Origin of the sequence: Cupriavidus sp. 2SB, from assembly GCF_005503625.1 — a bacterium.
Classification (GTDB): domain Bacteria; phylum Pseudomonadota; class Gammaproteobacteria; order Burkholderiales; family Burkholderiaceae; genus Cupriavidus.
This window is the reverse complement of the sequence record NZ_SCMX01000001.1, coordinates 14,578-38,115: the sequence shown is the minus strand read 5'-3', so window position 1 is coordinate 38,115 and position 23,538 is coordinate 14,578. Positions and strand designations below refer to the sequence as shown.

Genomic DNA, 23,538 nt, shown 5'->3' with positions numbered 1-23,538 from the left:
CCAACTTCGTCCCAACTTTGGAACGATCTGTTGCCGGCCTGCCGTCTACCGCTTTTCCGCCAAACCCTTACATTGCATGGGTAGATCGAACGGCGGGCCTTGCGTTTTCCGGCCCGGTCGTCGCAACCGGAGAACAGACATGACCACTCGCATTTCCACCGTACCAGCCACCGCCACGGAAACCGTGCAGCGCTCACGCGTCGTGGACCGCGTGGTGCGTGGCATTGCCACATCCGACGGCGCCGGCGTCAAGCTGACGCGCGTCCTCACGCAGAACCTGCAGCGCCGCCTGGACCCGTTCCTGATGCTCGACGCCTTCGGCACCGACAACAAGGACGATTACATCGGCGGGTTCCCCGATCATCCGCATCGCGGCTTCGAAACCATCACGTACATGCTGGCCGGGCGCATGCGCCATCGCGACAGCGCCGGGCATGAAGGGCTGCTGGAAAACGGCGGCGCGCAGTGGATGGTGGCGGGTTCCGGCGTGGTGCACTCGGAATTGCCTGAACAGGAAGATGGCCGCATGGAAGGATTCCAGCTCTGGCTGAACCTGCCGGCCGCGGACAAGATGACGACGCCGTGGTATCGCGACATTCCGTCGGCGGAGGTTCCGACCGTGGCGCTGCCGTCGGGCGGCACCGTTCGCGTGCTGGCTGGCGCCTCGCACGGCGTGGCGGGCGCGGTAACGCGGCCCGTGACCGAGCCGCTGTATCTCGACGTGCATCTGCCTGCCGGCCAGACCTTTGCGCAGACGCTGCCCGCTGGCCATAACGCGTTCCTCTACGTGTACCGGGGCACGGTGAAGGTCGGCGAGGCAGATGCCGCCGTGCTCGAAGCCCAGCGAATGGGAGTACTCGACAACGCCGGGCAATCCGACGGCGTGGTGGTGGAAGCCAGCGAGGATGCCCGCTTCCTGCTGATCGCCGGACAGCCGCTGAACGAGCCGATCGCACAGTACGGCCCGTTCGTGATGAACACGCAGGAACAGATCTACCAGACCCTGGCCGACTTCCGCGACGGCCGCTTCGCCACGATACCTGCCAGCGCCGGGTAACCCTGGCCTTGACTGAGGTCAACCCAGACCGCCGCCCTGCCCTGACCGGCAGCGCGGCGGTTTTTCTTTGCCAGTGTGGCCGGCACGCGACTTGCAACCTCCCCGTAACCGTTGTGGGGCACGGTTAGAGGGTCAATGTGGTCCGGCCAGCCCCCACGCACTTATATAATTCAACGCTAATTCCGATCATCACGCATTCATGATGATGAAGGCATGGTGCGCGGCGATGCTGCGCCACGCACAGCCGCCGTCACAAGTGCCCAAACGTTGCTGCCACAATAATTCGAGCCGCCTCAGTGACATTACAAACACCCCCCAGGCTGGCGCTTGCGCATATCACCAAGCGCTACCCCGGCGTGACCGCCAATGACGACGTCAGCCTGACCGTCGCACCGGGCGAGATCCATGCCGTCCTCGGCGAGAATGGCGCCGGCAAATCCACCCTCATGAAGATCATCTTCGGCGCGGTTCGACCCGACGCTGGCGAGATGCACTTCAACGGGGCGCCAGTCTCGATCGCCAGTCCGCACGACGCCCGTAATCTGGGCATCGCCATGGTCTTCCAGCATTTCTCGCTGTTCGACACGCTGACCGTGGCCGAGAACATCGCGCTGGGCCTGCCGCCGAAAGACGCCGGCAACATGAAGCAACTCAGCGAGCGTATCCGCGCCACGGCCGAACGCTATGGCCTGCCGCTGGAGCCTGGCCGCCACGTTCACACGCTGTCCGTGGGCGAGCGCCAGCGCGTGGAAATCGTCCGCGCATTGCTGGCCGATCCGCAACTGCTGATCCTCGACGAGCCCACTTCGGTGCTGACGCCTCAGGCCGTGGAAACGCTCTTCGTCACGCTGCGCAAGCTAGCCGCCGAGGGTACGAGCATCCTTTACATCAGCCACAAGCTCGACGAGATCCGCGCGCTGTGCCACCACGCCACCGTCATGCGGATGGGTCGCGTGACCGGCGTGTGCGATCCGCGCGAGCAAAGCGCGGCGTCGCTGTCGCGCATGATGATTGGCGGCGAGCCGCCGCGCGAGGCGCGCGTGACCACCGAGCGCGGACCGGTACGACTTGCCGTGCGCGACCTCACGATGGCGCGCGCGCACCAGTTCGGCACGGCACTGGAACGCATTTCGCTGGACGTGCATGCGGGCGAGATCGTCGGCATCGCCGGGGTATCGGGCAACGGACAACAGGAACTTCTGGCGGCGCTGTCAGGCGAGGACGCACGCGGCGCCGCTGCCGCCGTGCACCTCGACGGCCGCCCCGCAGGAAAGCTCGACGCGCGTGAGCGCCGCCGGGCCGGGCTGGCGTTCGTACCCGAGGAGCGGCTGGGGCGCGGCGCGGTGCCGGGCATGAGCCTGTCGTCGAACGTGCTGCTGTCGCATCAGACGCCGCCGTACGTGCGCAGCGGCATGGTCTCTACCGGCGCGGCCGAAGGCTTGGCCGCCAGCATCATCAAACGTTTCCGCGTCAAGGCCAGCGGCCCTGACGCGCTGGCGCGCAGCCTCTCGGGCGGCAACCTGCAGAAGTTCATCGTCGGACGAGAAATCGAGGCCGGCCCGAAAGTACTGATCGTCGCGCAACCCACTTGGGGCGTGGACGTGGGCGCCGCCGCGCAGATCCACAACGAGATCCTCGCGCTGAAGGCCACCGGCTGCGCGATCCTCGTCGTCTCCGAAGAACTCGATGAACTGTTCGCGATCTGCGACCGGCTCCACGTCATTGCCAAGGGCCACCTCTCACCGTCGATTCCCGTGGAAACGGCCACGCGCGAGCAGGTGGGACTCTGGATGAGCGGCCTCTGGGAAGGCGGTCCCGCCAGCGAGCGGGCCGCTACCGTGGAGGCACCCACTCATGGCTAAATTGCAATCTCCCATCACGCTCTCGCCGCGCGGCACACCGTCGCGCGCCCTCGCCTACGCCTCGCCCGTCTTCGCACTCGTGCTGACGCTGCTGTTCGGTGCGCTGCTGTTCCTCGCCATCGGCAAGGACCCGGTGGCCGGGCTCAAGGTGTTTCTCGTCGATCCGGTAAAGGACACGCGCGCCATTGGCGAGGTGCTGCTCAAGACCGTACCGCTGGTGCTGTGCGCGCTCGGGTTGTCGGTGTGCTACCGCGCCAACATCTGGAACATCGGCGCCGATGGGCAGTTGATCCTCGGTGGCATTTTTGCTGGCGCCACCGTGCTGTGGTTCGATGTGCCCGGCAACACGACGAGCGGCTTTGTCGTGCTGACGCTGGCGGCCGTGGCCGGTTGCATCGGCGGCATGGTGTGGGCCTCGCTGACCGCGCTGCTCAAGGACCGTTTCAACGCCAACGAGATTCTGGTGTCGCTGATGCTGACCTACATTGCCCAGCAGTTGCTGCTCTGGGTGGTCAATGGTCCGCTGAAAGACCCCAACGGCATGAACTTCCCGCAGTCGAAGGTGTTCGCCTCGGCCTTCCTGCTGCCCAACCTGCTGCCCGGTTCGCGCCTGCATGTGGGCTTTGCGGTGATGCTGGTGCTGGTGGTGATCATGTCGATCTTCATCTTCCGCAGCTTTGCCGGATACCGGCTGCAGGTGGGCGGCACCGCGCCGCTTGCCGCGCGCTATGCGGGATTCTCGTCGCGCAGCGCGCTGTGGAGCGCGCTGCTGATTTCGGGCGCCACGGCCGGACTGGCCGGCGCGTTCGAGGTGACGGGTCCGATCGGACAATTGCTGCCATCGATCTCCCCGGGCTACGGCTTCACCGCCATCATCGTGGCGTTCGTGGGCCGGCTGCATCCGGTGGGCGCCGTGTTCGGCGGCATCGTGATGTCGCTGTTCTATATCGGCGGAGAAATGGCGCAGTCGCGGCTGGGCCTGCCTTCGGCGCTTGGATGGGTGTTCCAGGGCATGCTGCTGTTCTTCCTGCTGGCGTGCGACACGCTGATCGACAACCGCTTGCGCTGGCGCGCTCGTGCCGCCTGACCCGGAGCTGACAACATGGAACAACTCGCTCCCCTGATCGCCACGGCGATCAACGCCGGTACCCCGCTGCTGCTGGCCGCACTCGGCCTGCTCGTCAACGAACGCGCTGGCGTGCTGAACCTCGGCGCCGAAGGCATGATGCTGGTAGCCGCCGCGTTCGGCTTCATGGTCGGCTATCAAACCCAGTCGCCCATGCTCGGTTTCATCGCCGGCGCGGGCGCCGGCATGCTGATGGCCACGCTGTTCTCCTGGCTCGCGCTGGTGCTGGCGACCAACCAGGTGGCAACCGGGCTCGCACTGTCGATCTTCGGCACGGGCCTGTCTGCTTTCATGGCGCAACGCTTCGTCGGCTTCGCCATGCCAGCGCAGGCCAAGGCCGTGCCCGGACTGGCCGACCTGCCCTTCGTCGGCCCCGCCTTCTTCCAGCATCACTGGATGGTCTATTTCAGCCTGCTGCTGTGCTTTGCCATCATGTGGTTCCTGTTCCGCACGCGGGCCGGACTGACGCTGCGCGCCATTGGCGAATCGCCGGAATCGGCCCATGCGCTGGGTTACCCGGTGCGCTGGATCCGGTTCTGCGCGCTGCTGTTTGGCGGTGCCTGCTGCGGACTGGCTGGCGCTTACCTGTCGCTGGTCTACACGCCGATGTGGGTGGAAAACCTTGTCGCGGGGCGCGGCTGGATTGCGCTGGCGCTGACCACCTTCGCCACCTGGCGGCCCGGGCGCGTGCTGATCGGCGCGTGGTTGTTTGGCGGCGTGACGATTCTGCAGTTCTATCTGCAAGGCATCGGCGTCTCCGTGCCATCGCAGTTCCTGTCGATGCTGCCGTACGCGGCCACCATCGTCGTGCTGGCACTGATCTCTCGGAATCCTGCGTGGATCCGACTCAATATGCCGGCGTCGCTAGGCAAGCCGTTCCGTCCAGGCAGCGCCTGAGAACGCATCACCGAAAACGCATCACCAAAGCTTCAACAAGAAAGCAGCAACCCGAAGTCAAACCACATCACAAAGACGTCTTATCAAGGAGAGATCGATGATCGTGACACGCAGGACCACGCTGGCGGCCCTGGCCGCTACCGCTGTGCTGGCCCTGGCCGGCTGCGGCAAGAAGGAAGCCGACAAGCCCGCCGAAACGGGCGCTGCCTCGGCCCCGGCCGCTGCCGCCGCCGAGCCGCTCAAGGTGGCCTTCGTCTACATCGGACCGGTTGGCGATGCCGGCTGGACCTATGCCCACGACGCCGGCCGCAAGGCTGTGGAAGCCAAGTTCGGCGACAAGGTGAAGACCACGTTCGTCGAGAACGTGCCCGAATCCGCCGCCGATGCGGAGCGCGTGTTCCGTGACCTGGCCAGCCAGGGTAACAAGCTGATCTTCGGCACCACGTTCGGCTACATGGAGTCGATGCTCAAGGTGGCCAAGGAATTCCCGGACGTGAAATTCGAGCACGCCACGGGCTTCAAGACCGCCGACAACCTCGCCCAGTACGACGTGCGCACCTATGAGGGCGCGTACCTGGCTGGCGTAGTGGCTGGCAAGATGAGCAAGAGCGGCAAGATGGGTGTGGTGGCATCGGTACCGATTCCCGAAGTCATCCGCAACATCGACTCTTTCGCCCTGGGTGCGCGTTCGGTGAACCCGAAGGCTACCGTCAAGGTGGTATGGGTGAACAAGTGGTTCGATCCGGGCAAGGAGCGCGAAGCCGCCACCACGCTGATCGGCCAGGGCGTGGACATGCTGATGCAGAACACCGACTCCGCCGCCGTGGTGCAGACGGCCCAGGAAAAGGGTGTCTACGCATTCGGCTGGGATAGCGACATGACCCGCTTTGGCGAGAAGGCCCACCTGGCCGCCTCCGTGATCTCGTGGGGCGTGTACTACAACAAGGTCGTGGAAGACGTGCTGAACAACCAGTGGAAGAACAGCACCATCTGGTGGGGCCTGAAGGAAAACATGATCGACCTGAAGGCGTTCAACGCCGTGGTGCCTGAGGACGTCAAGGCACTTGTGGAAGAACGCAAGAAGGGCATCATCGACGGCTCCGCACCGATCTGGAAGGGTCCGCTCAAGGACAACACGGGCAAGGAACAACTGGCTGACGGCAAGGCCGCAGACGACGCGTTCCTGCACAACGTGAAGTTCTACGTGGAGGGTGTGGAAGGCAACGTGCCGGGCTGATATCCCGCGGCTGCTTCTGCCCTGTGACGAAAACGCCGGCCTCGTGCCGGCGTTTTTTCTGCCGGATTGTTTCGTTCCCGCGCCGGGGAACTTGAATCGGCCCACACCGGCCCAAGCTACTTGCTCATACCCGCTGATCGTGTGACCAAGGAGGCCCATCATGTGGAAGCGATTCTCTGCCCTCTGGACACTGGTGCGCCGTGACGGCCGCCTGTTCTGGTACGCCCTGCGCCACCCCGATGCACCGCCCTGGCTCAAGCCTGCCGCATTCGGCCTGCTGGCCTATGCACTCTCGCCGATCGACCTGGTTCCCGACGTCATCGCCGGACTTGGCATCGTTGACGACGTAGTGATCATCCCCCTGGCTGTCCACCTGATCCTCAAGCGCCTGCCGCCGCATATCCTGAGGCAAGCGGAACTGCGGGCGACGGCGACGACGGTCAGGCCACGCTGATGGTGTCTGCGTCGAGGTAAAAAAAGCCGCTGCATTGGCAGCGGTTTTTTTCGTCTCGCTTACTACTTCTCCGCCTCCGCACACTGCCGCGCCAGTTCCGCAATCAGCAGTTCGGCCGTTGCCAGGTTGGTGGCGCACGGCACGTTGTGGACATCGCATGCACGAACCAGCGCGTTGATGTCCGGTTCGTGCGGTTGAGGCGTCATCGGATCGCGCAGGAAAATCACGGCGGTCACCCTGCCCTCGGCCAGTTGCGAGCCGATCTGCAGGTCGCCACCCCACGGACCGGACAGCATCCGTGAGACGGGCAACCCGGTTTCGTCGGCGATCCGTCCGCCCGTCGTACCCGTCGCCAGCAGGTCGCAGCGGGCGAGGAATTCGCGATGACGGCCCGCGAAGGCGACGATGTCATCCTTCTTGTGATCGTGGGCAATCAACGCGATGCGGGCCTTGCACCCCCCGTCAGGCCGCAGGACAGCCATCAGAATGTCCCCGGATAGGCGCCGCCGTCGAGCAGCACGTTCTGGCCCGTCATGAAAGCGGCCTGCTTGCTGCACAGGAACGCGCAGGTGGCGCCAAACTCGGACGCTTCGCCGAAGCGGCGCGACGGATTCAGCGCGGCACGACGCTTGGCCATTTCGTCGATGCTGATGCCAGCCTTCTGGGCACCGCCTTCCATCGTTTTCTTCAGGCGGTCGGTGTCGAACGGCCCTGGCAGCAGGTTGTTCACGGTCACGCCATGCTGCGCCACTTCGCGCGCCAGGCCGGCCACGAAGCCAGTCAGGCCAGAACGGGCGCCGTTGGACAGGCCCAGCACGTCGATCGGTGCCTTGACCGCCCCGCTCGTGATATTGACGATGCGGCCCCAGCGGCGCGCGATCATGCCGTCCACGGTGGCCTTGATCAGTTCGATCGGGGTCAGCATGTTGGCGTCGAGTGCGGCCAACCATTCGTCGCGGCCCCAATCCCGGAAGTTGCCCGGGGGCGGACCACCGGCGTTGTTCACGAGGATGTCGAGATCACCGAGCTTGGCTACGGCGTCAAGCGCCAGCTTGCGGCCTTCCGGCGTGGTGATGTCGGTCGCCACCGCCAGCACGCGGCGGCCGTAGCGGGCGCGCAGGTCGGCAGCAGCCTTCTCCAGTGCCTCCGCACCGCGCGCGACGATCACCACGTCGACACCTTCCGCCGCGAGCGCTTCGGCACACGCGAACCCGAGGCCCTTGCTGGCGCCGCACACCAATGCATGCTTACCGCGCAGTCCGAAATCCATGGTCTCTCTCCTTCCTTGGTTGAACCGTCAAAACTAGTTTCAGGGTTTGCTTCAGACTTTCTTCATCGACAGCAGATACATGCCGCCCATCACCAGCGCGCCACCGGCCAGTTGCACCCCGGTGATCGGCTCGCCCAGCACCCAGAACGCCAGGGCCAGCGTGGACACCGGGCCGATCATGCCGGCTTGCGACGCCAGCGGCGCGCCGATGCGCGCCACCGCGATCATCGTCAGCGAGACCGGCAGCACCGTGCAGAACACCGCGTTGATGGCCGACAGCCACAGCACCGGCGCCGGTTGCGCCAGTTCGGCTACGGGCCGGCCCAGCACCGCATACTGGATCACACAGCAAAGCGTGGACACGCACATGGCGTAGGCCACAAGCCGCAGCTAGCCCACCCGCTGTACCAGCTCGCCGCTCAGAATCAGGTAGACACCATACGACAACGCACTGGCCAGCACCAGCGCTCCGCCCAGCCAGACCTTCGCGCCACTGACGTCGAGGTCATGCACGAACACGAGCACGATACCTGCGTAAGCCAATAACAGCGAAATCCATTGGCGACCATGGATGGGACGGCGGAACACCAGCGCGGTGAACAGCAGCACGAACGACGGCGTCAGAAAGAGGATCAGCCGCTCCAGCCCGGCGGTGATGTATTGCAGGCCGAGGAAGTCGAGGAAGCTCGACAGGTAGTAGCCGATGATGCCCAGGAACACCACGCGCCCGCGATCCGCCCATGACAACGCCGGCAGCTTGCGCGCCTGCCACCAGCCGATCGCCATGAACAGTGGTGCCGATAGCAGCATGCGCAGCGTGATGACCATCACGGCATCCACGTTGTAGCGGTACATGAGCTTGGCCACGATGGCCTTGGCGGAGAAGAGCACCGCGCCGATGGCGGCAGTGGCGAGTCCGACACGATGCGCGGCGTGAACGCCTGCTGACGGGGACGAGGGGAGCGACTTCTGGGAAGCGGACACGGGAAAAGCAGGTTGGGGCGTGGTCGCCGCTGGCGGTCGGTGTCGTGTGCCGATGGCACCCGGCGAACCCGCCGATTGTAAGTCAAAAGGCGCCCGGGCTGGCCCCGGCGGCATGACCTGCTTTCCCATACAATGACCCGCGCCCGACCCGGCACGGGAGCGATCCGGCCGGACGGTGCAACCGATAAAAAGATCAAGGAGACCCGACGCATGCCGTCCCACCCCACCGCCGCGCCGCGGCGCGCTTTTCTGCTTCTCGCCACGTTGCTCGCTGCCGGAGGCATGTCCCCCGCCTTCGCCGCTGACGGCTTCCCGTCCAAGCCGATCCGGTTCATCGTGCCGTACGCCGCGGGCGGCACCACCGACCTGGTGGCGCGCACGGTGGGCCAGCGTGTCGGCGAGAAGCTCGGCCAGCCCGTGGTGATCGAAAACCGGCCCGGCGCGGGCGGCAACATCGGCATGGAAGCCGTGGCCAAGGCAGCGGCGGATGGCTACACCATCGGCTTCGGCGCCATTTCGACGAATGCGCTGAATCCTCATATCTACAAGCACGTCCCGTTCGACCCACGCCGCGACTTCACGGCCATCAGCCTGCTCGGCACGTCGACCATCGTCCTGGAGGTCAGCGAAAGCCTGCCGGTCAAGACCGTGCCCGAACTGATCGCCTATGCCAAGGCCCATCCCGGCCTGACGTACGCCACGGCCGGCACGGGTACCTCGATGCATCTGGCGGGCGCCATGTTCTCGCAGATGACGCAGACGGGACTGGTTCATGTGCCCTACAAAGGCAGCAGCCCGGCCATCAACGACATGCTCGGCGGCCACGTCAACGTGATGTTCGACAACCTGCCCGCGTCGTTGCCGCACATCCAGGCTGGAAAGCTGCGTGCGTTGGCGGTGGCGGGCAAGACACGCGCGCCGTCGCTGCCCAACGTGCCGACGCTGGCCGAGGCCGGCCTGTCTGGCTATGCCGTGGAACCGTGGTTTGGCGTCTATGGCCCTGCCAACCTGCCCGCACCGATCGTCCAGGCACTCAACTCCGCGTTCGTCGAGGCGCTGGCCCGGCCGGAGGTGCGCGACAAGCTGGCCCAGGCGGGCTTCAATCCGAAGGGGTCCAGCGCGGCTGAACTGCAGGCACTGACGCAGGCCGAGTACGAGCGGTTCGGCAAGGTGGCGAAATCGGCAGCCATCACGGTGGACTGACCCGCCCGGCTGCCTTCACCCGGCAATTCCTGCCGCTGCGCAACGGCGGTCAGCCCCCATCCATTACAATCCGGCTGCATCGGCCCTCCCGTATCCGGGAGGGCCTCCTCCTTTTGCCGAACTTCGCCAAAGTTTGTCGAGCCTCTGCCGAGCCGCCATGAAACAAGATCCGCGCTTTCCCAATCTGTTCATCCTCAATCACCCGCTGATCCAGCACAAACTTTCGCACATGCGCGACAAGGAAACGTCGACGCGTACGTTCCGCGAGCTGCTGCGCGAGATCACGCTGCTGATGGGTTACGAGATCACGCGCAACCTTCCGCTGACCACCCGCCATATCGACACGCCGCTGGTGCCGCTGGAAGCACCTGTCATCGCCGGCAAGAAGCTGACGATCGTGCCGGTGCTGCGCGCGGGCGTGGGCATGAGCGATGGCCTGGTCGAACTGATTCCGTCGGCGCGCATCGGGCATATCGGCGTGTATCGCGACGAGCAGCATCGCCCGGTGGAATACCTGGTGCGCCTGCCCGATGTGGAAGACCGCTCGTTCATCCTGTGCGATCCGATGGTCGCCACCGGCTACTCGGCGGCCCATGCCGTGGACGTGCTCAAGCGCCGCGGCGTGCCCGACGAGGCCATCACCTTCGTTGCGCTGGTGGCAGCCCCCGAAGGTGTCGAGGTCTTCCAGAAGGCCCACCCCGGCGTGAAGCTCTTCGTGGCCTCGCTGGACAGCCACCTCGACGAGCACGCCTATATCATCCCGGGTCTCGGCGACGCGGGCGACCGTCTGTTCGGCACCAAAAACTGAAGTCGATGGGGCGCGCTTGACACGCCTCAACGTTTTACGGGGTGGACTCTTTCTACACTGGGGACGCGTGTCCGGGCATCGTTTCCGGCGTCAACAAGGAGTCTCCCCATGGAAGCACTGAAGATCCTGACCTCCACGGCCACCGGCCTCGCCAGCCTGGCCGTCATCGCATTCATCATCGGCATGGCAGCGTTCTTCGTCTGCCTGTTCTCGCGCAAGGCAAGAGAGGATGCGGAGGCGGCAAGAAAAGCCGTCGGCAAGCCGTGACGAGTTTCCTGCAGCCGCACAGTCGCAATGACAATCGCCCGCCAGATGCGGGCGATGTCGTTTCTGAAAGCCGGAAGACGTATTGTTACTTCCGCTTGCCCCCGCCCAGCAGACTGCCGAGCACGCCTCGGATCAGTTCACGTCCGACCTGCGAGCCCACGGTGCGGGCAGCGGATTTCGCCATCGACTCCAGGATCGAATCGCCGCGGCCCGTCTTGCCAGTGCCGCGTGTCAGCGAGCCGAAGATCTCGCCAGCCCAGCTGCCTTCTTCTTCCTTTGTGTCGGGTGCAGGCTTTGCGCCCGCCTTGTCGCTCGCGCCGGTCGGTGTGCCGCGCGCCGCGCCAACAGCCTCGCCGCGCAGCTTTTCATAGGCCGACTCGCGGTCGATGGTTTTTTCATAGGTGCCAGCGACAAGCGAGTTGGCGATCAGGGCGCGGCGCTCCTCATCGGTGGCCGGGCCGATGCGGCTCCCAGGCGGCAGCACCCACGCCCGCTCGGTCACGCCAGGCGTGCCCTTGGCGTCGAGGCATGACACCAGGGCCTCGCCAACACCCAGTTCGCTGATCGCCTGCTCCAGATCGAGCTTTGGATTCGCACGCATCGTAGTGGCTGCCACCTTCACTGCCTTCTGGTCGCGCGGCGTAAACGCACGCAGGGCGTGCTGCACGCGGTTGCCAAGCTGGCCGAGGACCGTGTCCGGGATATCGACCGGGTTCTGCGTCACGAAGTACACGCCCACACCCTTGGACCGCACCAGCCGCACGACTTGCTCGATCTTGTCGAGCAGTCCTTTCGGCGCGTCGTTGAACAGCAGGTGGGCCTCGTCGAAGAAGAAGACGAGCTTGGGCTTGTCCAGGTCGCCGGCTTCGGGCAACTTCTCGAACAGTTCCGACAGCATCCAGAGCAGGAAGGTGGCGTACAACCGTGGCGCATTCATGAGCTTGTCCGCTGCTAGGATATTGATGACGCCCTGCCCCTTCTCGGTCTGGATAAAGTCCTCCAGGTTCAGCATCGGCTCGCCGAAGAACTTGTCCGCACCCTGCGATTCCAGTGCGACCAACCCGCGCTGGATGGCCCCGATCGACGCCGACGAAATATTCCCGTACTCGGTCGTGAACTGGCTCGCGTTATCGCCCACGTACTGGAGCATCGCGCGCAGATCCTTGGCGTCGAGCAGCAGCAGCCCATTGGCATCGGCAATGCGGAACACGAGGTTCAGCACCCCCTGCTGCGTGTCATTGAGTTCGAGCATGCGGGACAGCAGCAGCGGCCCCATGTGCGACACCGTGGCACGCACCGGGTGCCCCTTCTCGCCGAAGACATCCCAGAGCGTGGTCGGGCAGGCCCCCCAAAGGGGTTCGGGCAAGCCATGTTCGGACAGTCGGGCCTTGAGCTTGTCCGATGCCACGCCGGCCTGGGAAATGCCCGTTAGATCACCTTTGACGTCCGCCATGAAAACGGGGACACCCAGGCGCGAGAATCCTTGGGCCAGGGTCTGCAGCGTGACGGTCTTGCCGGTACCGGTGGCGCCGGTGATCAGGCCGTGCCGGTTCCCCATTTCGGGCAGCAGCATCAGGTCGTGATCGGCATTTTTGGCAATGAGGATGGGGTCGGCCATGGCGGGTCTCGGCAGTCGGCGTGTCAATTGACAGAAAACAGGCAGGAAACCGCGCGGCGGCCGGTGTCCGGCCATCGATCATGGTGCGGCACGGCAGGGGCGCGTGATAAAATCCTGCGCTGATTATAGCCAGCAGATTGGCACATCAATCACATGGCGTGGCCACCGGATCGTCAGGGACAAACCTGGAAACCGACCCGAAACCGGTCACGCGCGGCATCCCGCCGGCGCCATGCCACCGGGCTCCCACATCACACGACACGTTTTCCGCTTCGGAGAGAAACATGGCCGGTCATTCAAAATGGGCCAATATCAAACACAAGAAAGCCGCCGCTGACGCGAAGCGCGGCAAGGTCTGGACGCGTCTGATCAAGGAAATCACCGTGGCCGCCAAGCTTGGCGGCGGTGAGGCCGAATCGAATCCGCGCCTGCGCCTGGCCATGGAAAAGGCCATGGACGCGAACATGCCCAAGGACAACATGCAGCGCGCGATCCAGCGCGGCGTGGGTGGCCTGGAAGGCGCGAACTACGAAGAAATCCGTTACGAAGGCTACGGCCTGTCGGGCGCCGCGATCATCGTGGACTGCCTGACCGACAACCGTACCCGCACCGTGGCCGAAGTCCGCCACGCGTTCTCGAAGCACGGCGGCAACATGGGCACCGAAGGTTCGGTGGCGTTCATGTTCACCCACTGCGGCCAGTTCCTGTTCGCCCCCGGCACGCCCGAGGACAAGCTGATGGACGCCGCGCTGGAAGCCGGTGCCGACGACGTGGTGACCAATGAAGATGGCTCGATCGAAGTGACCTGCCCGCCGAACGATTTCGGCGAGGTCAAGGCGGCGCTGGAAGCCGCCGGCTTCAAGGCCGAGGTGGCCGATGTGGTCATGAAGCCGCAGAACGACGTGAGCTTCACCGGCGACGACGCCGTCAAGATGCAAAAGCTGCTGGACGCGCTCGAAAACCTGGACGACGTACAGGAAGTCTTTACCAACGCGGTGATCGAGGACTGACCCTCGCACCGCGCCCCACGGCGGCAGCCCGGCCTCGTCCAGCTGCCGCTTCTCGCATGCGTTTCTTTTCTGGCAGTGGATCATGAAAGTTTTGGTTGTCGGTTCGGGTGGGCGTGAGCACGCACTGGCCTGGAAGTTGGCCCAGTCGCCCAAGATGCAGGTCGTCTACGTGGCCCCGGGCAACGGGGGCACGGCGCTCGACAAGCGTCTGCAGAACGTGCCGCTGACCGATCCCGAGGTGCTCGCCGCCTTTGTGGAGCGTGAAGGCGTGGCGTTCACCGTAGTCGGCCCCGAGGCCCCGCTGGCCGCTGGTATCGTCGACGTGTTCCGCGCACGCGGTCTGCGCATCTTCGGACCGACGAAGGCCGCTGCCCAGCTCGAATCGTCGAAGGACTTCGCCAAGGCGTTCATGCATCGCCACGGCATCCCCACCGCCTACTATCAGACGTTCTCGGACGCAGCCGGCGCCCATGCCTACATCGACGCACAAGGTGCGCCGATCGTGATCAAGGCCGATGGCCTGGCCGCTGGCAAGGGCGTGGTCGTGGCCATGACGCTGGAAGAAGCGCATAGCGCCGTGGACATGATGCTGGCCGACAACAAGCTCGGTGACGCCGGTGCGCGCGTGGTGATCGAGGAGTTCCTGGAGGGCGAGGAAGCGAGCTTCATCGTCATGGTCGACGGCAAGAACGTGCTGGCCCTGGCCACGAGCCAGGACCACAAGCGCCTGCTGGACGCGGATGCGGGCCCGAATACCGGCGGCATGGGCGCGTATTCGCCGGCCCCGGTGGTCACGCCTGCGCTGCACGCCCGTGCGCTGCGCGAGATCATCCTGCCCACCGTGCGCGGCATGGAAAAGGACGGCATCCCGTTTACCGGTTTCCTGTACGCCGGCCTGATGATCGACAAGGACGGCAACCCGAAGACGCTCGAATTCAACTGCCGCATGGGCGATCCGGAGACGCAGCCGATCATGGCGCGCCTGAAGACCGACCTCGTGGACGTGATGGAAGCGGCCGTGGACGGCAAGCTCGACCAGATTGAACTGGATTGGGATCGCCGCACCGCGCTGGGCGTGGTCATGGCCGCGTACGACTACCCCGAGAACCCGCGCAAGGGCGATGCCATTACCGGCATCCCGGCCGAGACCGACGACGCCGTGACGTTCCATGCGGGCACCACCCTGACCGATGGCACGCTGCTGACGTCCGGTGGACGCGTGCTGTGCGTGGTAGGCCTGGCCGACACGGTCAAGGCCGCGCAGAAGAACGCCTATGCCGCCGTGGAGCAGATCCGCTTCGACGGCATGCAGTTCCGCACCGACATCGGCTATCGCGCGATCAAGCGCTAACGAGTCGGTCACCCGCACGGATCCGGCCAGCGTTGGCGTGAAGTGGGTCTCGAAGTCGGCCCACATTGCCCCCGCAGCCCGCGGGGCGGATCAAGCCGGTACAATCATGACACCGCAATGACGGCCGGCGCACGCAGCCCGGCCGTTTTGCCACCGGCCCACCCCCATCCACGATCATGATCGAATCCCAGGCAGTCCGTGACTATCTGCTCGGCCTGCAAGACCGCATCACCGACGCCATCGCTGCTGTCGATGGCCAGCCGTTCCTGACAGACAACTGGGAAAAGCCTCCCATGGAGCGCTTGCAGGGCAATGGCCGCACCCGCATCCTGGAAGGCGGCAAGATCATGGAACGGGCCGGCGTGGGTTTCTCGCACGTGCGGGGCAGCACGTTGCCGCCGTCGGCCACCGCCAACCGGCCGGAGCTGGCGGGACGTGGCTTCGAGGCGATGGGCGTCTCGCTGGTCTTTCATCCGCGCAATCCGTATGTCCCGACGGTCCATATGAACGTGCGCTGCTTCATCGCCCGCAAGCCCGACGCGCCCGATGAAGAACCGGTCTGGTGGTTCGGCGGCGGCATGGACCTGACGCCCTACTACGGCAATGCGGACGACTGCACGCACTTCCACCGGACCTGCCAGGCTGCGCTGGCACCGTTCGGCGGCGATCTCTATCCGCGCTTCAAGCAATGGTGCGACGAATATTTCTTCCTGAAACACCGCGGCGAAGCGCGCGGCATCGGCGGCATCTTCTTCGATGACTTCTCGGCGCTGGGTTTCGAGCAGAGTTTCGCGATGATGCGCTCGGCTGGCGATGCATTTCTGGACGCCTACCTGCCGATCCTGAATGCGCGCAAGGACACGCCCTATGGCGAACGCGAGCGGGATTTCCAGGCGTATCGGCGCGGCCGCTATGTCGAGTTCAACCTGGTCTTCGACCGCGGCACACTGTTTGGCCTGCAGTCGGGCGGCCGCGCCGAATCCATCCTGATGTCGATGCCGCCGCAGGTCTCGTGGCGTTACGACTGGCAACCGGAGCCGGGCACGCCGGAAGCGGCGCTCTATACCGATTTCCTGCCCGCGCGGGACTGGGCCTGATGTCGATGACCGAAGCCACCCGCCCGACCGGCACTGAAACGACTCGCCCCTATCGCCTGGGTATCCTGGGCGGCACTTTCGACCCGCCGCATCGTGGCCATATCGCACTGGCGGAGCTTGCGCTGGACCACCTCGATCTCGACGAACTGGTCTGGATTCCGACCGGGCAATCCTGGCAGAAGGGTGATCACGTGACACCCGCCGCCGACCGGCTGGCGATGACGGAACTGGCTGCGGCCACGCTCGCCCCGGCACGCGGCAAGGTACGCGTGAGCCGCATGGAGGTGGAGCGCGAGGGCCCCAGCTACACCATCGATACCGTGCGGCACCTGCGCGAGGCCTATGGCGCCCAGGCATCGCTGTCCTGGCTGATGGGTGCCGACCAATTGCTGCGCCTGCACACATGGCACGGCTGGGAGGCACTGTTCGAATATGTGCACCTGTGCATCGCCACGCGCCCGGGTTTCCATCTCGATGCGCTGGAGGGTCCGGTGCTGGAAGCCATGCAGCAGCGTCAGGCGGACACGCACCTGATACAATGCACGCCCTCCGGACATATGTGGATCGACCAGACGCTTGCCGTCGACCTGTCGTCCACCGGCCTGCGCCAGCATCTGGCAGGCGGCGTGCTGCCGGACCAGGCAGATGACCAACTGCCGGCCGGCGTGGCACACTACATCGCGCGTCACGGGCTATACCAATACCCTTGAGCCGACGCGCACCCTACCCGAATGAAGCTGAACAAGAAAGACACCATGGATATTCGTAAACTGCAGCGCGCGATCGTCGACGGACTCGAGGATGTGAAGGCGCAGGACATCAAGGTGTTCGACACCACTCACCTGACCGAACTGTTCGACCGGGTGGTGATCGCCAGCGGTAGTTCGAACCGCCAGACCAAGGCGCTGGCGGCGTCGGTACGGGAAACGGTCAAGGACGCCGGCGGTCATATCATCGCCGTCGAAGGTCTGGAAACCGGTGAATGGGTGCTGGTGGACTGCGGCGATGCCGTGGTGCACATCCTGCAGCCGCAACTGCGCATGTACTACAACCTCGAGGAAATCTGGGGTGACAAGCCGGTGCGCGTGAAGCTGTCGTCCGCAAAGGGCCTGGCCAAGGCCAGCGAACCGATGGACGACGAGGACTCGGAACCATCGCCGCGCGTGCGTCGCCCGTCCAACCTGCGTCCGGCATTGGCCCGCCTGCCGGAAGGCATGAAGGAACCCTCCCCGCCGATGGGCCACGAGGATACCGATTCCGACGCATTGGCCACGATGGGCGCCCGCGCCCGCAAGACGCCGGCCAAGCGCACGACTTCGACTGGCACGGCTGTCAAGAAGGCTCCGGCCCGCAAGACCGCCACGGGCACCGCTGCCAAGGCGCCCGCTCGCAAGACCGCCACCGGCACCGCTGCCAAGGCACCGGGTCGCAAGACTGCCACCGGCACGGCCGCCAAGGCACCGGCTCGCAAGACTGCCGCCACCAAGACGGCCGCCAAGGCCCCTGCCAAGACCGCAGCGCGCAAGCGCTCGGCCTGACCCGAGCCACCGGGCATCGCACATGCAACTCGTGATCGTGGCCGTCGGCCACAAGATGCCCGCGTGGATCGAATCCGGCTTTGCGGAGTATGCAAAGCGGATGCCGCCTGAACTGCGCATCGAACTGCGCGAGGTCAAGCCGGAAGCCCGCTCTTCCAGCAACAACGCCGCCACGGTGATGCAGCGCGAAGCCGCGCGCATCGACGCCGTGCTCGGGTCATTGTCGAAGCAATGCCGCATCGTCGCGCTCGACGAGCGCGGCAAGGACTGGACGACTGTCCAGTTGTCCGAGCAACTGACCGGCTGGCAACGCGAAGGCGGCGACGTCGCCTTCCTGATCGGCGGCGCCGATGGCCTCGACCCCGCGCTCAAGGGGCGCGCGCACACGTTATTCCGACTCTCCAGCCTGACCTTGCCGCACGGCATGGTGCGGGTACTGCTGGCCGAGCAGTTGTATCGCGCGTGGTCGGTGACGCAGGGGCATCCGTATCATCGGGTGTGAGTTTCTCGCTTCCTATTGTTGTGCTCCCCTCTCCCATGCAATGGGAGAGGGGTTGGGGGTGAGGGCATAGCGGTACAAATTGCGACTTGTCGTGGATAGAACCGCTGGCCCTCACCCCCGCCCCTCTCCTGCAAGCGGGAGAGGGGAGAAAACCGAGAGGGAGCAAACACTCGACACCTCGCTACCACGCGTACAATCGGCGCACTCCTTTTTCGCACCGATCCCCGTGACCGCCCTCCTCTATCTCGCCTCCCAATCTCCCCGCCGTCGTGAACTGCTGACCCAGCTTGGCGTCACGCATGAATTGCTGCTTGCCGATGCCAGCGAGGATGCCGAGGCGCTGGAGGTCGAGTTACCCGGCGAGACCCCCGATGCCTACGTGCAGCGTGTGTGCGCGCTCAAGGCCGACGCTGCGCTGCAGCGCCGCATTCGGCGTGGGCTGGCCGAGGCGCCGATTCTGACTTCGGATACCACGGTCTGCCTGGGTGGCGAGATTCTCGGCAAACCCGCCGATGCGGCCGATGCAGCAAGGATGCTGTCGGCACTGTCCGGCGCCACGCATCGGGTGCTGACCGCCGTGACCGTAGTGTCGGCGCGAGGCCAGCGCCATGCGCTGTCGATCTCCCACGTCACTTTCCGTGCGATGAGCGGTGCCGAGATCGAGCGCTATGTGGCCAGCGGCGAACCGCTCGGAAAGGCCGGCGCATATGGCATCCAGGGCCGTGCGGCGGAATTTGTCCAGCGAATCGACGGAAGCTATTCGGGTATCATGGGCTTGCCCTTGTTCGAGACGGCGGCGCTGCTGCGCGAAGCGGATCTGCGCTTCTGACAGGCACGATGCCCGGTCGCACCGGGCGACAACAACAAGCGCCGGCCAACCGGCGACGCGCATCCAGCCGCATCTATCGCCATGACCGAAGACATCCTCGTCAATATCACGCCCCAAGAGACGCGCGTGGCCATCGTGCAGCAGGCGGCCGTGCAGGAATTGCATGTCGAACGCACGCTCACCCGCGGGCTGGTCGGCAACATCTACCTAGGCAAGGTCGTGCGAGTCCTGCCGGGCATGCAGTCCGCTTTCATCGATATCGGACTCGAGCGTGCGGCCTTCCTGCATGTGGCGGACATCTGGCATCCGCGCGATGGCGAGAAGAACGGCCATACCGCCATCGAGAAGACGCTGTTCGAAGGCCAGGCGCTCATGGTGCAGGTCATCAAGGACCCGATCGGCACGAAGGGCGCGCGGCTTTCCACGCAGGTCAGCATCGCTGGCCGTACGCTGGTCTACCTGCCGCAGGACCCACACATCGGCATCTCGCAACGCATCGAGGGCGAAGTGGATCGCGAAGCGCTGCGTGCCCGCGTGCAGGGACTCGTCCCCACTGACGAGCGTGGCGGTTTCATCGTGCGCACCATCGCCGAGGAAGCCAGCAACGAGGAGCTCGGCAACGATATATCCTACCTGCGCAAAATCTGGGCGTCGATCCGCCAGAACGCCACCACGCAACCGTCGCCCAGCCTGCTTTATCAGGATCTGAATCTTGCGCAGCGTGTGCTGCGCGACTTCATCAACGATGCCACCGGCGTGATCCAGGTGGACTCGCGCGAGAACTACCAGAAGCTCGTGGAGTTCGCGCAGGAGTACACGCCGGCCGTGCTGTCGCGGCTGTCGCACTACACCGGCGAGCGGCCGATCTTCGACCTGTTCAATATCGATGCCGAGATCGAGAAGGCGCTGTCGCGGCGCGTGGACCTGAAGTCCGGCGGTTACCTGATGATCGACCAGACCGAGGCGATGACGACCATCGACGTCAACACCGGCGGTTACGTCGGCGCGCGGAACTTCGACGACACGATCTTCAAGACCAACCTCGAAGCGGCGCACACCATCGCGCGCCAGCTTCGCCTGCGCAACCTGGGCGGCATCATCATCATCGACTTCATCGACATGGAAAATGTCGAGCATCGCGATGCGGTGCTGTCGGAGTTGAAGCGCGCGCTGTCGCGTGATCGCACGCGCATCACGGTCAACGGTTTCTCGCAACTCGGCCTGGTCGAGATGACGCGCAAGCGCACGCGCGAATCGCTCGCGCATGTGCTGTGCGAACAGTGCCCGGTCTGCACGGGCAAGGGTCAGGTCAAGACGCCGCGCACGGTCTGCTACGACATCTTCCGCGAGATCATGCGCGAATCGCGCCAGTTCAATCCGCGCGAATTCCGCATCCTCGCCTCGCAGGATGTGATCGACCTGTTCCTCGAAGAAGAAAGCCAGCATCTGGCCATGCTCGGTGACTTCATCGGCAAGCCGATCTCCCTGCAAGTGGAGTCTACGTTTCACCAGGAGCAGTACGACATCATCCTGATGTAGCCTTTGCTCCCCATCGGAAAACCTCCGGTACAAGTCATCGTTCTGTCATCGACTCCCCCCAGAATGCGCAGGTCATTCAAGCAAGGGAGTCGGCATGACGCATGCAATTGAAGTCCGCGGACTGAGCAAATCGTTCCGCGCGGACCGCAAGGCGCTCGACGATGTCACGCTACACATCGCCCCCGGCGAAATGGTTGCGCTGCTGGGCGCATCGGGTTCGGGCAAGTCGACGCTGCTGCGCCACGTGGCCGGCTTCGTCACGGGCGATGCAGGTTCCGGCGAGATCCTCGTCAACGGCCGCACCGTGCAGCGCCATGGTCGTCTGGCCCGCGATGTTCGCAAGGTGCGCGCCGAGATCGGTTTCGTATTCCAGCAGTTCAATCTGGTAGGCCGCCTGCCCGTGATCACCAACGTGCTGGTAGGCATGCTGACGCGCATCCCCGCGTGGCGTGCACTGACCCGCATTTTCAAGGCCGAGGAAGTGCAGGCCGGGCTCGATGCCTTGGCTCAGGTTGGTATAGACGACTATGCGTTTCAGCGTGCATCGACGCTGTCCGGCGGTCAGCAGCAACGTGCGGCCATCGCGCGCACGCTGGTGCAGAACGCTCGCGTGATCCTGGCCGACGAGCCGATCGCCTCGCTCGATCCGGAATCGTCGCGCCGCGTGATGTCGCTGCTCACCCAGATCAATCGCACCCGCAAGGTGGCCGTGGTGGTGTCGCTACATCAGGTGGATGTGGCGATGCGCTACTGCCCGCGCGTGGTGGCATTGCGGCACGGCAAGGTGGTGTACGACGGCCCTTCGGCTGCGCTGACAACAAGCATGCTGCGCGACCTCTACGGCACCGAAGCCGACGAACTGCTGCACGACAGCGTGCCGGAAGAACCGGCGCCCGCCATTGGCGTGGCAGTCCCGGCCATGGTCCGCATGGATCTGGCCGCGGCCTGATCCGCACTGTATTCCCCCAAGCGTTTCCCATCAGTCCATCAGCTTTCCCAACGGAGTTTTCGATGCTTCGCAGAACCTTTCTCGCCGTGGTGGCCTCGGGTGTCGTGGCGCTGCCCGCTTTCGCCCAGGACGCCAAGACCCTGAACATTGGCTTCATCTCGACGGAATCGTCGTCGAACCTCAAGAGCGCCTGGCAGCCCCTGATCGACGATCTGAGCAAGACGCTCGGCGTGCAGGTCAAGCCGTTCTTCGCTTCCGACTATGCCGGCATCATCGAAGGCATGCGCTTCAACAAGGTGCAGATCGCCTGGTTCGGCAACAAATCGGCCATGGAAGCCGTGGACCGCGCCAACGGCGAAGTGTTCGCCTCGGTGATCGACAAGGACGGCAACCCGGGCTACTGGTCGCTGCTGGTGGTGCGCAAGGACAGCAACATCAAGTCCGTGGAAGATGTGATCAAGCGCGGCAAGGATCTGACCTACGGCGCCGGCGATCCGAACTCGACGTCGGGCACGGCCGTGCCGGGCTACTACCTGTGGAACGCCAACAAGGTAGATCCGAAGACGCTGTTCAAGGCCGTACGCATCGGCAACCACGAAACGAATCTGCTCTCCGTGCTGAACAAGCAGCTCGACGTGGCCGTGAACAACACCGAGAACCTGGAACGCTATCGCATCAACACGGGCAAGAACGCCTATGACGATCTGCGCGTGCTGTGGAAGTCGCCGCTGATTCCGGCTGACCCGATGGTGTATCGCAAGGACCTGACGCCGGAAATGAAGAAGAAGATCCAGACCTTCTTCGTCAACTACGGCAAGGGTGCCGACGCTGCACGCGAAAAGCAGATCCTGACCACGCTGACGTACCAGGGCTTCCGCGCATCGTCCGATGCGCAACTGGTACCGATTCGCCAGATCGAACTGGCGCGCGAAAAGAGCCGCATTGAATCCGACACCACGCTGGCCGACGCCGACAAGGAAAAGAAGCTGGCCGACTTGACGCGCCGCCTGGCCGATCTCGACAAGGCTGCCGCTGCAACGAGCACGCAGTAAGCACGTAGCAAGCCTTACGGGAGGACTGGCATCGACGCCCGCCCTCCCGCTCCGTATGACTTCCGGATTGACCCGATGACCGTCACTGCCAAGCCTGGCCTGCCTCCCTCGCCCCAAAGCACTGTTCGCCCGCCTCGTACATCGCTACCGATGATGATGGTATGGGGCATCGTGCTGGGCATGCTCGCCCTGTCATGGCAAGGCGCCGACATGCGTCCGATGGACCTGTTGCGCGATTCCGGCAACATGGCGAAATTCGCCGCCGAATTCTTCCCGCCCGATTTCCGCGACTGGCGCCACTATCTCGAAGAGATGCTGGTGACCGTACAGATCGCGCTGTGGGGCACTGCACTGGCCGTGGTGCTGGCCGTGCCGCTGGGCCTGCTGTGCTCGGCCAATATCGTGCCGGTATGGATCTATCAGCCCGCCCGCCGCATCATGGATGCATGCCGCGCCATCAACGAGATGGTGTTCGCGATGCTCTTCATCGTGGCCGTGGGCCTGGGTCCGTTCGCTGGTGTGCTGGCCATCTGGATACACACGATGGGTGTGCTGGCCAAGCTGTTTGCCGAAGCCGTGGAAGCCATCGACCCGCGTCCCGTCGAAGGTGTGCGCGCCACGGGTGCTGGCCCGCTTGCCGAGATCGTCTACGGCGTGATTCCGCAGGTACTGCCGTTGTGGCTGTCGTTCGCGCTGTATCGCTTTGAATCGAATGTGCGCTCGGCGTCGGTGGTGGGCATCGTCGGTGCCGGTGGCATCGGCACCGTGCTGTGGGAAATCATCCGCAGCTTCCAGTACGGCCAGACGTGCGCCGTGATGCTGATCATCATCGTGTTCGTGACGGCCATCGATATCGTCTCCGCGCAAATTCGCAAGGTACTGGTCTGA

General features: G+C 64.7%; 23 protein-coding genes and 1 pseudogene. 20 read left to right on the top strand and 4 right to left on the bottom strand.

Translation table 11 applies throughout. The annotated features are described in order from the left end of the window. Positions 1-139: 139 nt before the first annotated feature. The 6 genes from FFS21_RS00210 (at position 140) to FFS21_RS00185 (ending at position 6,633) form a co-directional block, all read left to right on the top strand. The gene (locus tag FFS21_RS00210) at positions 140-1,057 is read left to right on the top strand and encodes a pirin family protein (protein WP_137922930.1); all 918 of its coding nucleotides are present in this window, start codon (positions 140-142) and stop codon (positions 1,055-1,057) included. 296 nt (positions 1,058-1,353) lie between these two features. Beyond that, positions 1,354-2,919 (top strand): ABC transporter ATP-binding protein, encoded by a 1,566-nt coding sequence (locus FFS21_RS00205; protein ID WP_137922929.1) that lies wholly within the window; start codon positions 1,354-1,356, stop codon positions 2,917-2,919. Next, positions 2,912-4,006: an ABC transporter permease gene (locus tag FFS21_RS00200; RefSeq protein ID WP_137922928.1), complete on the top strand. Its 1,095-nt coding sequence runs from the start codon at positions 2,912-2,914 to the stop codon at positions 4,004-4,006. Before FFS21_RS00205 ends, FFS21_RS00200 begins: the two co-directional genes overlap by 8 nt. Before the next feature lie 15 nt (positions 4,007-4,021). Continuing rightward, a complete protein-coding gene (locus tag FFS21_RS00195) occupies positions 4,022-4,942 on the top strand; it encodes an ABC transporter permease (protein WP_137922927.1) in 921 nt (306 codons plus the stop codon). Between the two features lie 97 nt (positions 4,943-5,039). Then, positions 5,040-6,179 carry a BMP family ABC transporter substrate-binding protein gene (locus FFS21_RS00190; RefSeq protein ID WP_137922926.1) on the top strand — a complete coding sequence of 380 codons (1,140 nt, stop codon included), beginning with the start codon at positions 5,040-5,042 and terminating at the stop codon, positions 6,177-6,179. A gap of 160 nt (positions 6,180-6,339) precedes the next feature. Then, positions 6,340-6,633, top strand: coding sequence for a YkvA family protein (locus FFS21_RS00185; protein WP_137922925.1), 294 nt, complete (start codon positions 6,340-6,342; stop codon positions 6,631-6,633). Between the two features lie 62 nt (positions 6,634-6,695). Here FFS21_RS00185 and FFS21_RS00180 read toward each other — a convergent pair whose 3' ends face one another. The 3 genes and pseudogenes from FFS21_RS00180 to FFS21_RS00170 all read right to left on the bottom strand — a co-directional run bounded on the left by FFS21_RS00180 (position 6,696) and on the right by FFS21_RS00170 (position 8,887). Continuing rightward, positions 6,696-7,115: a methylglyoxal synthase gene (locus FFS21_RS00180; RefSeq protein ID WP_137922924.1), complete on the bottom strand. Its 420-nt coding sequence runs from the start codon at positions 7,113-7,115 to the stop codon at positions 6,696-6,698. Beyond that, complete coding sequence (locus FFS21_RS00175; protein WP_137922923.1) at positions 7,115-7,903, bottom strand: SDR family oxidoreductase; 789 nt, start codon at positions 7,901-7,903, stop codon at positions 7,115-7,117. The genes FFS21_RS00180 and FFS21_RS00175 overlap by 1 nt, the downstream gene beginning before the upstream one ends. Before the next feature lie 51 nt (positions 7,904-7,954). Continuing rightward, positions 7,955-8,887: pseudogene (locus tag FFS21_RS00170) on the bottom strand (DMT family transporter). Positions 8,888-9,097: 210 nt separating this feature from the next. Between FFS21_RS00170 and FFS21_RS00165 the strand changes: the two are divergent. The 3 genes from FFS21_RS00165 (at position 9,098) to FFS21_RS00155 (ending at position 11,165) form a co-directional block, all read left to right on the top strand. Continuing rightward, positions 9,098-10,090 (top strand): Bug family tripartite tricarboxylate transporter substrate binding protein, encoded by a 993-nt coding sequence (locus tag FFS21_RS00165; protein WP_137922922.1) that lies wholly within the window; start codon positions 9,098-9,100, stop codon positions 10,088-10,090. 157 nt (positions 10,091-10,247) lie between these two features. Continuing rightward, positions 10,248-10,898, top strand: a complete 651-nt coding sequence (gene upp, locus FFS21_RS00160) for a uracil phosphoribosyltransferase (protein WP_137922921.1) — start codon at positions 10,248-10,250, stop codon at positions 10,896-10,898. A 108-nt stretch (positions 10,899-11,006) separates the two neighbouring features. After that, positions 11,007-11,165: a DUF3149 domain-containing protein gene (locus tag FFS21_RS00155; RefSeq protein WP_137922920.1), complete on the top strand. Its 159-nt coding sequence runs from the start codon at positions 11,007-11,009 to the stop codon at positions 11,163-11,165. An 85-nt stretch (positions 11,166-11,250) separates the two neighbouring features. On the opposite strand, the gene FFS21_RS00150 is transcribed toward FFS21_RS00155, so the two are convergent. Continuing rightward, a complete protein-coding gene (locus FFS21_RS00150) occupies positions 11,251-12,783 on the bottom strand; it encodes a helicase HerA-like C-terminal domain-containing protein (RefSeq protein WP_137922919.1) in 1,533 nt (510 codons plus the stop codon). Positions 12,784-13,067: 284 nt separating this feature from the next. Here FFS21_RS00150 and FFS21_RS00145 point away from each other — a divergent pair, with 284 nt between their 5' ends. The 11 genes from FFS21_RS00145 to phnE all read left to right on the top strand — a co-directional run bounded on the left by FFS21_RS00145 (position 13,068) and on the right by phnE (position 23,538). Then, a complete protein-coding gene (locus tag FFS21_RS00145; protein ID WP_137922918.1) occupies positions 13,068-13,793 on the top strand; it encodes a YebC/PmpR family DNA-binding transcriptional regulator in 726 nt (241 codons plus the stop codon). A gap of 82 nt (positions 13,794-13,875) precedes the next feature. Next, positions 13,876-15,144, top strand: a complete 1,269-nt coding sequence (gene purD / locus FFS21_RS00140; RefSeq protein WP_137922917.1) for a phosphoribosylamine--glycine ligase — start codon at positions 13,876-13,878, stop codon at positions 15,142-15,144. A gap of 176 nt (positions 15,145-15,320) precedes the next feature. Then, positions 15,321-16,241, top strand: a complete 921-nt coding sequence (hemF, locus tag FFS21_RS00135; RefSeq protein WP_137922916.1) for an oxygen-dependent coproporphyrinogen oxidase — start codon at positions 15,321-15,323, stop codon at positions 16,239-16,241. A gap of 5 nt (positions 16,242-16,246) precedes the next feature. Then, complete coding sequence (locus tag FFS21_RS00130) at positions 16,247-16,951, top strand: nicotinate-nucleotide adenylyltransferase (RefSeq protein ID WP_137923067.1); 705 nt, start codon at positions 16,247-16,249, stop codon at positions 16,949-16,951. A gap of 45 nt (positions 16,952-16,996) precedes the next feature. Next, the gene (rsfS, locus tag FFS21_RS00125; protein WP_171020298.1) at positions 16,997-17,779 is read left to right on the top strand and encodes a ribosome silencing factor; all 783 of its coding nucleotides are present in this window, start codon (positions 16,997-16,999) and stop codon (positions 17,777-17,779) included. Positions 17,780-17,801: 22 nt separating this feature from the next. Further along, the gene (gene rlmH, locus FFS21_RS00120) at positions 17,802-18,281 is read left to right on the top strand and encodes a 23S rRNA (pseudouridine(1915)-N(3))-methyltransferase RlmH (protein WP_137922914.1); all 480 of its coding nucleotides are present in this window, start codon (positions 17,802-17,804) and stop codon (positions 18,279-18,281) included. A gap of 226 nt (positions 18,282-18,507) precedes the next feature. Then, on the top strand, positions 18,508-19,110 hold the full coding sequence (locus FFS21_RS00115) for a Maf family protein (protein WP_137922913.1): 603 nt from the start codon (positions 18,508-18,510) through the stop codon (positions 19,108-19,110). A gap of 81 nt (positions 19,111-19,191) precedes the next feature. Beyond that, positions 19,192-20,649, top strand: a complete 1,458-nt coding sequence (gene rng / locus FFS21_RS00110; RefSeq protein WP_137922912.1) for a ribonuclease G — start codon at positions 19,192-19,194, stop codon at positions 20,647-20,649. Positions 20,650-20,743: 94 nt separating this feature from the next. Next, positions 20,744-21,598, top strand: coding sequence for a phosphonate ABC transporter ATP-binding protein (phnC, locus tag FFS21_RS00105; RefSeq protein WP_137922911.1), 855 nt, complete (start codon positions 20,744-20,746; stop codon positions 21,596-21,598). A 62-nt stretch (positions 21,599-21,660) separates the two neighbouring features. Continuing rightward, on the top strand, positions 21,661-22,650 hold the full coding sequence (phnD, locus tag FFS21_RS00100; protein WP_137922910.1) for a phosphonate ABC transporter substrate-binding protein: 990 nt from the start codon (positions 21,661-21,663) through the stop codon (positions 22,648-22,650). A 75-nt stretch (positions 22,651-22,725) separates the two neighbouring features. Beyond that, on the top strand, positions 22,726-23,538 hold the full coding sequence (gene phnE, locus FFS21_RS00095) for a phosphonate ABC transporter, permease protein PhnE (protein ID WP_137922909.1): 813 nt from the start codon (positions 22,726-22,728) through the stop codon (positions 23,536-23,538).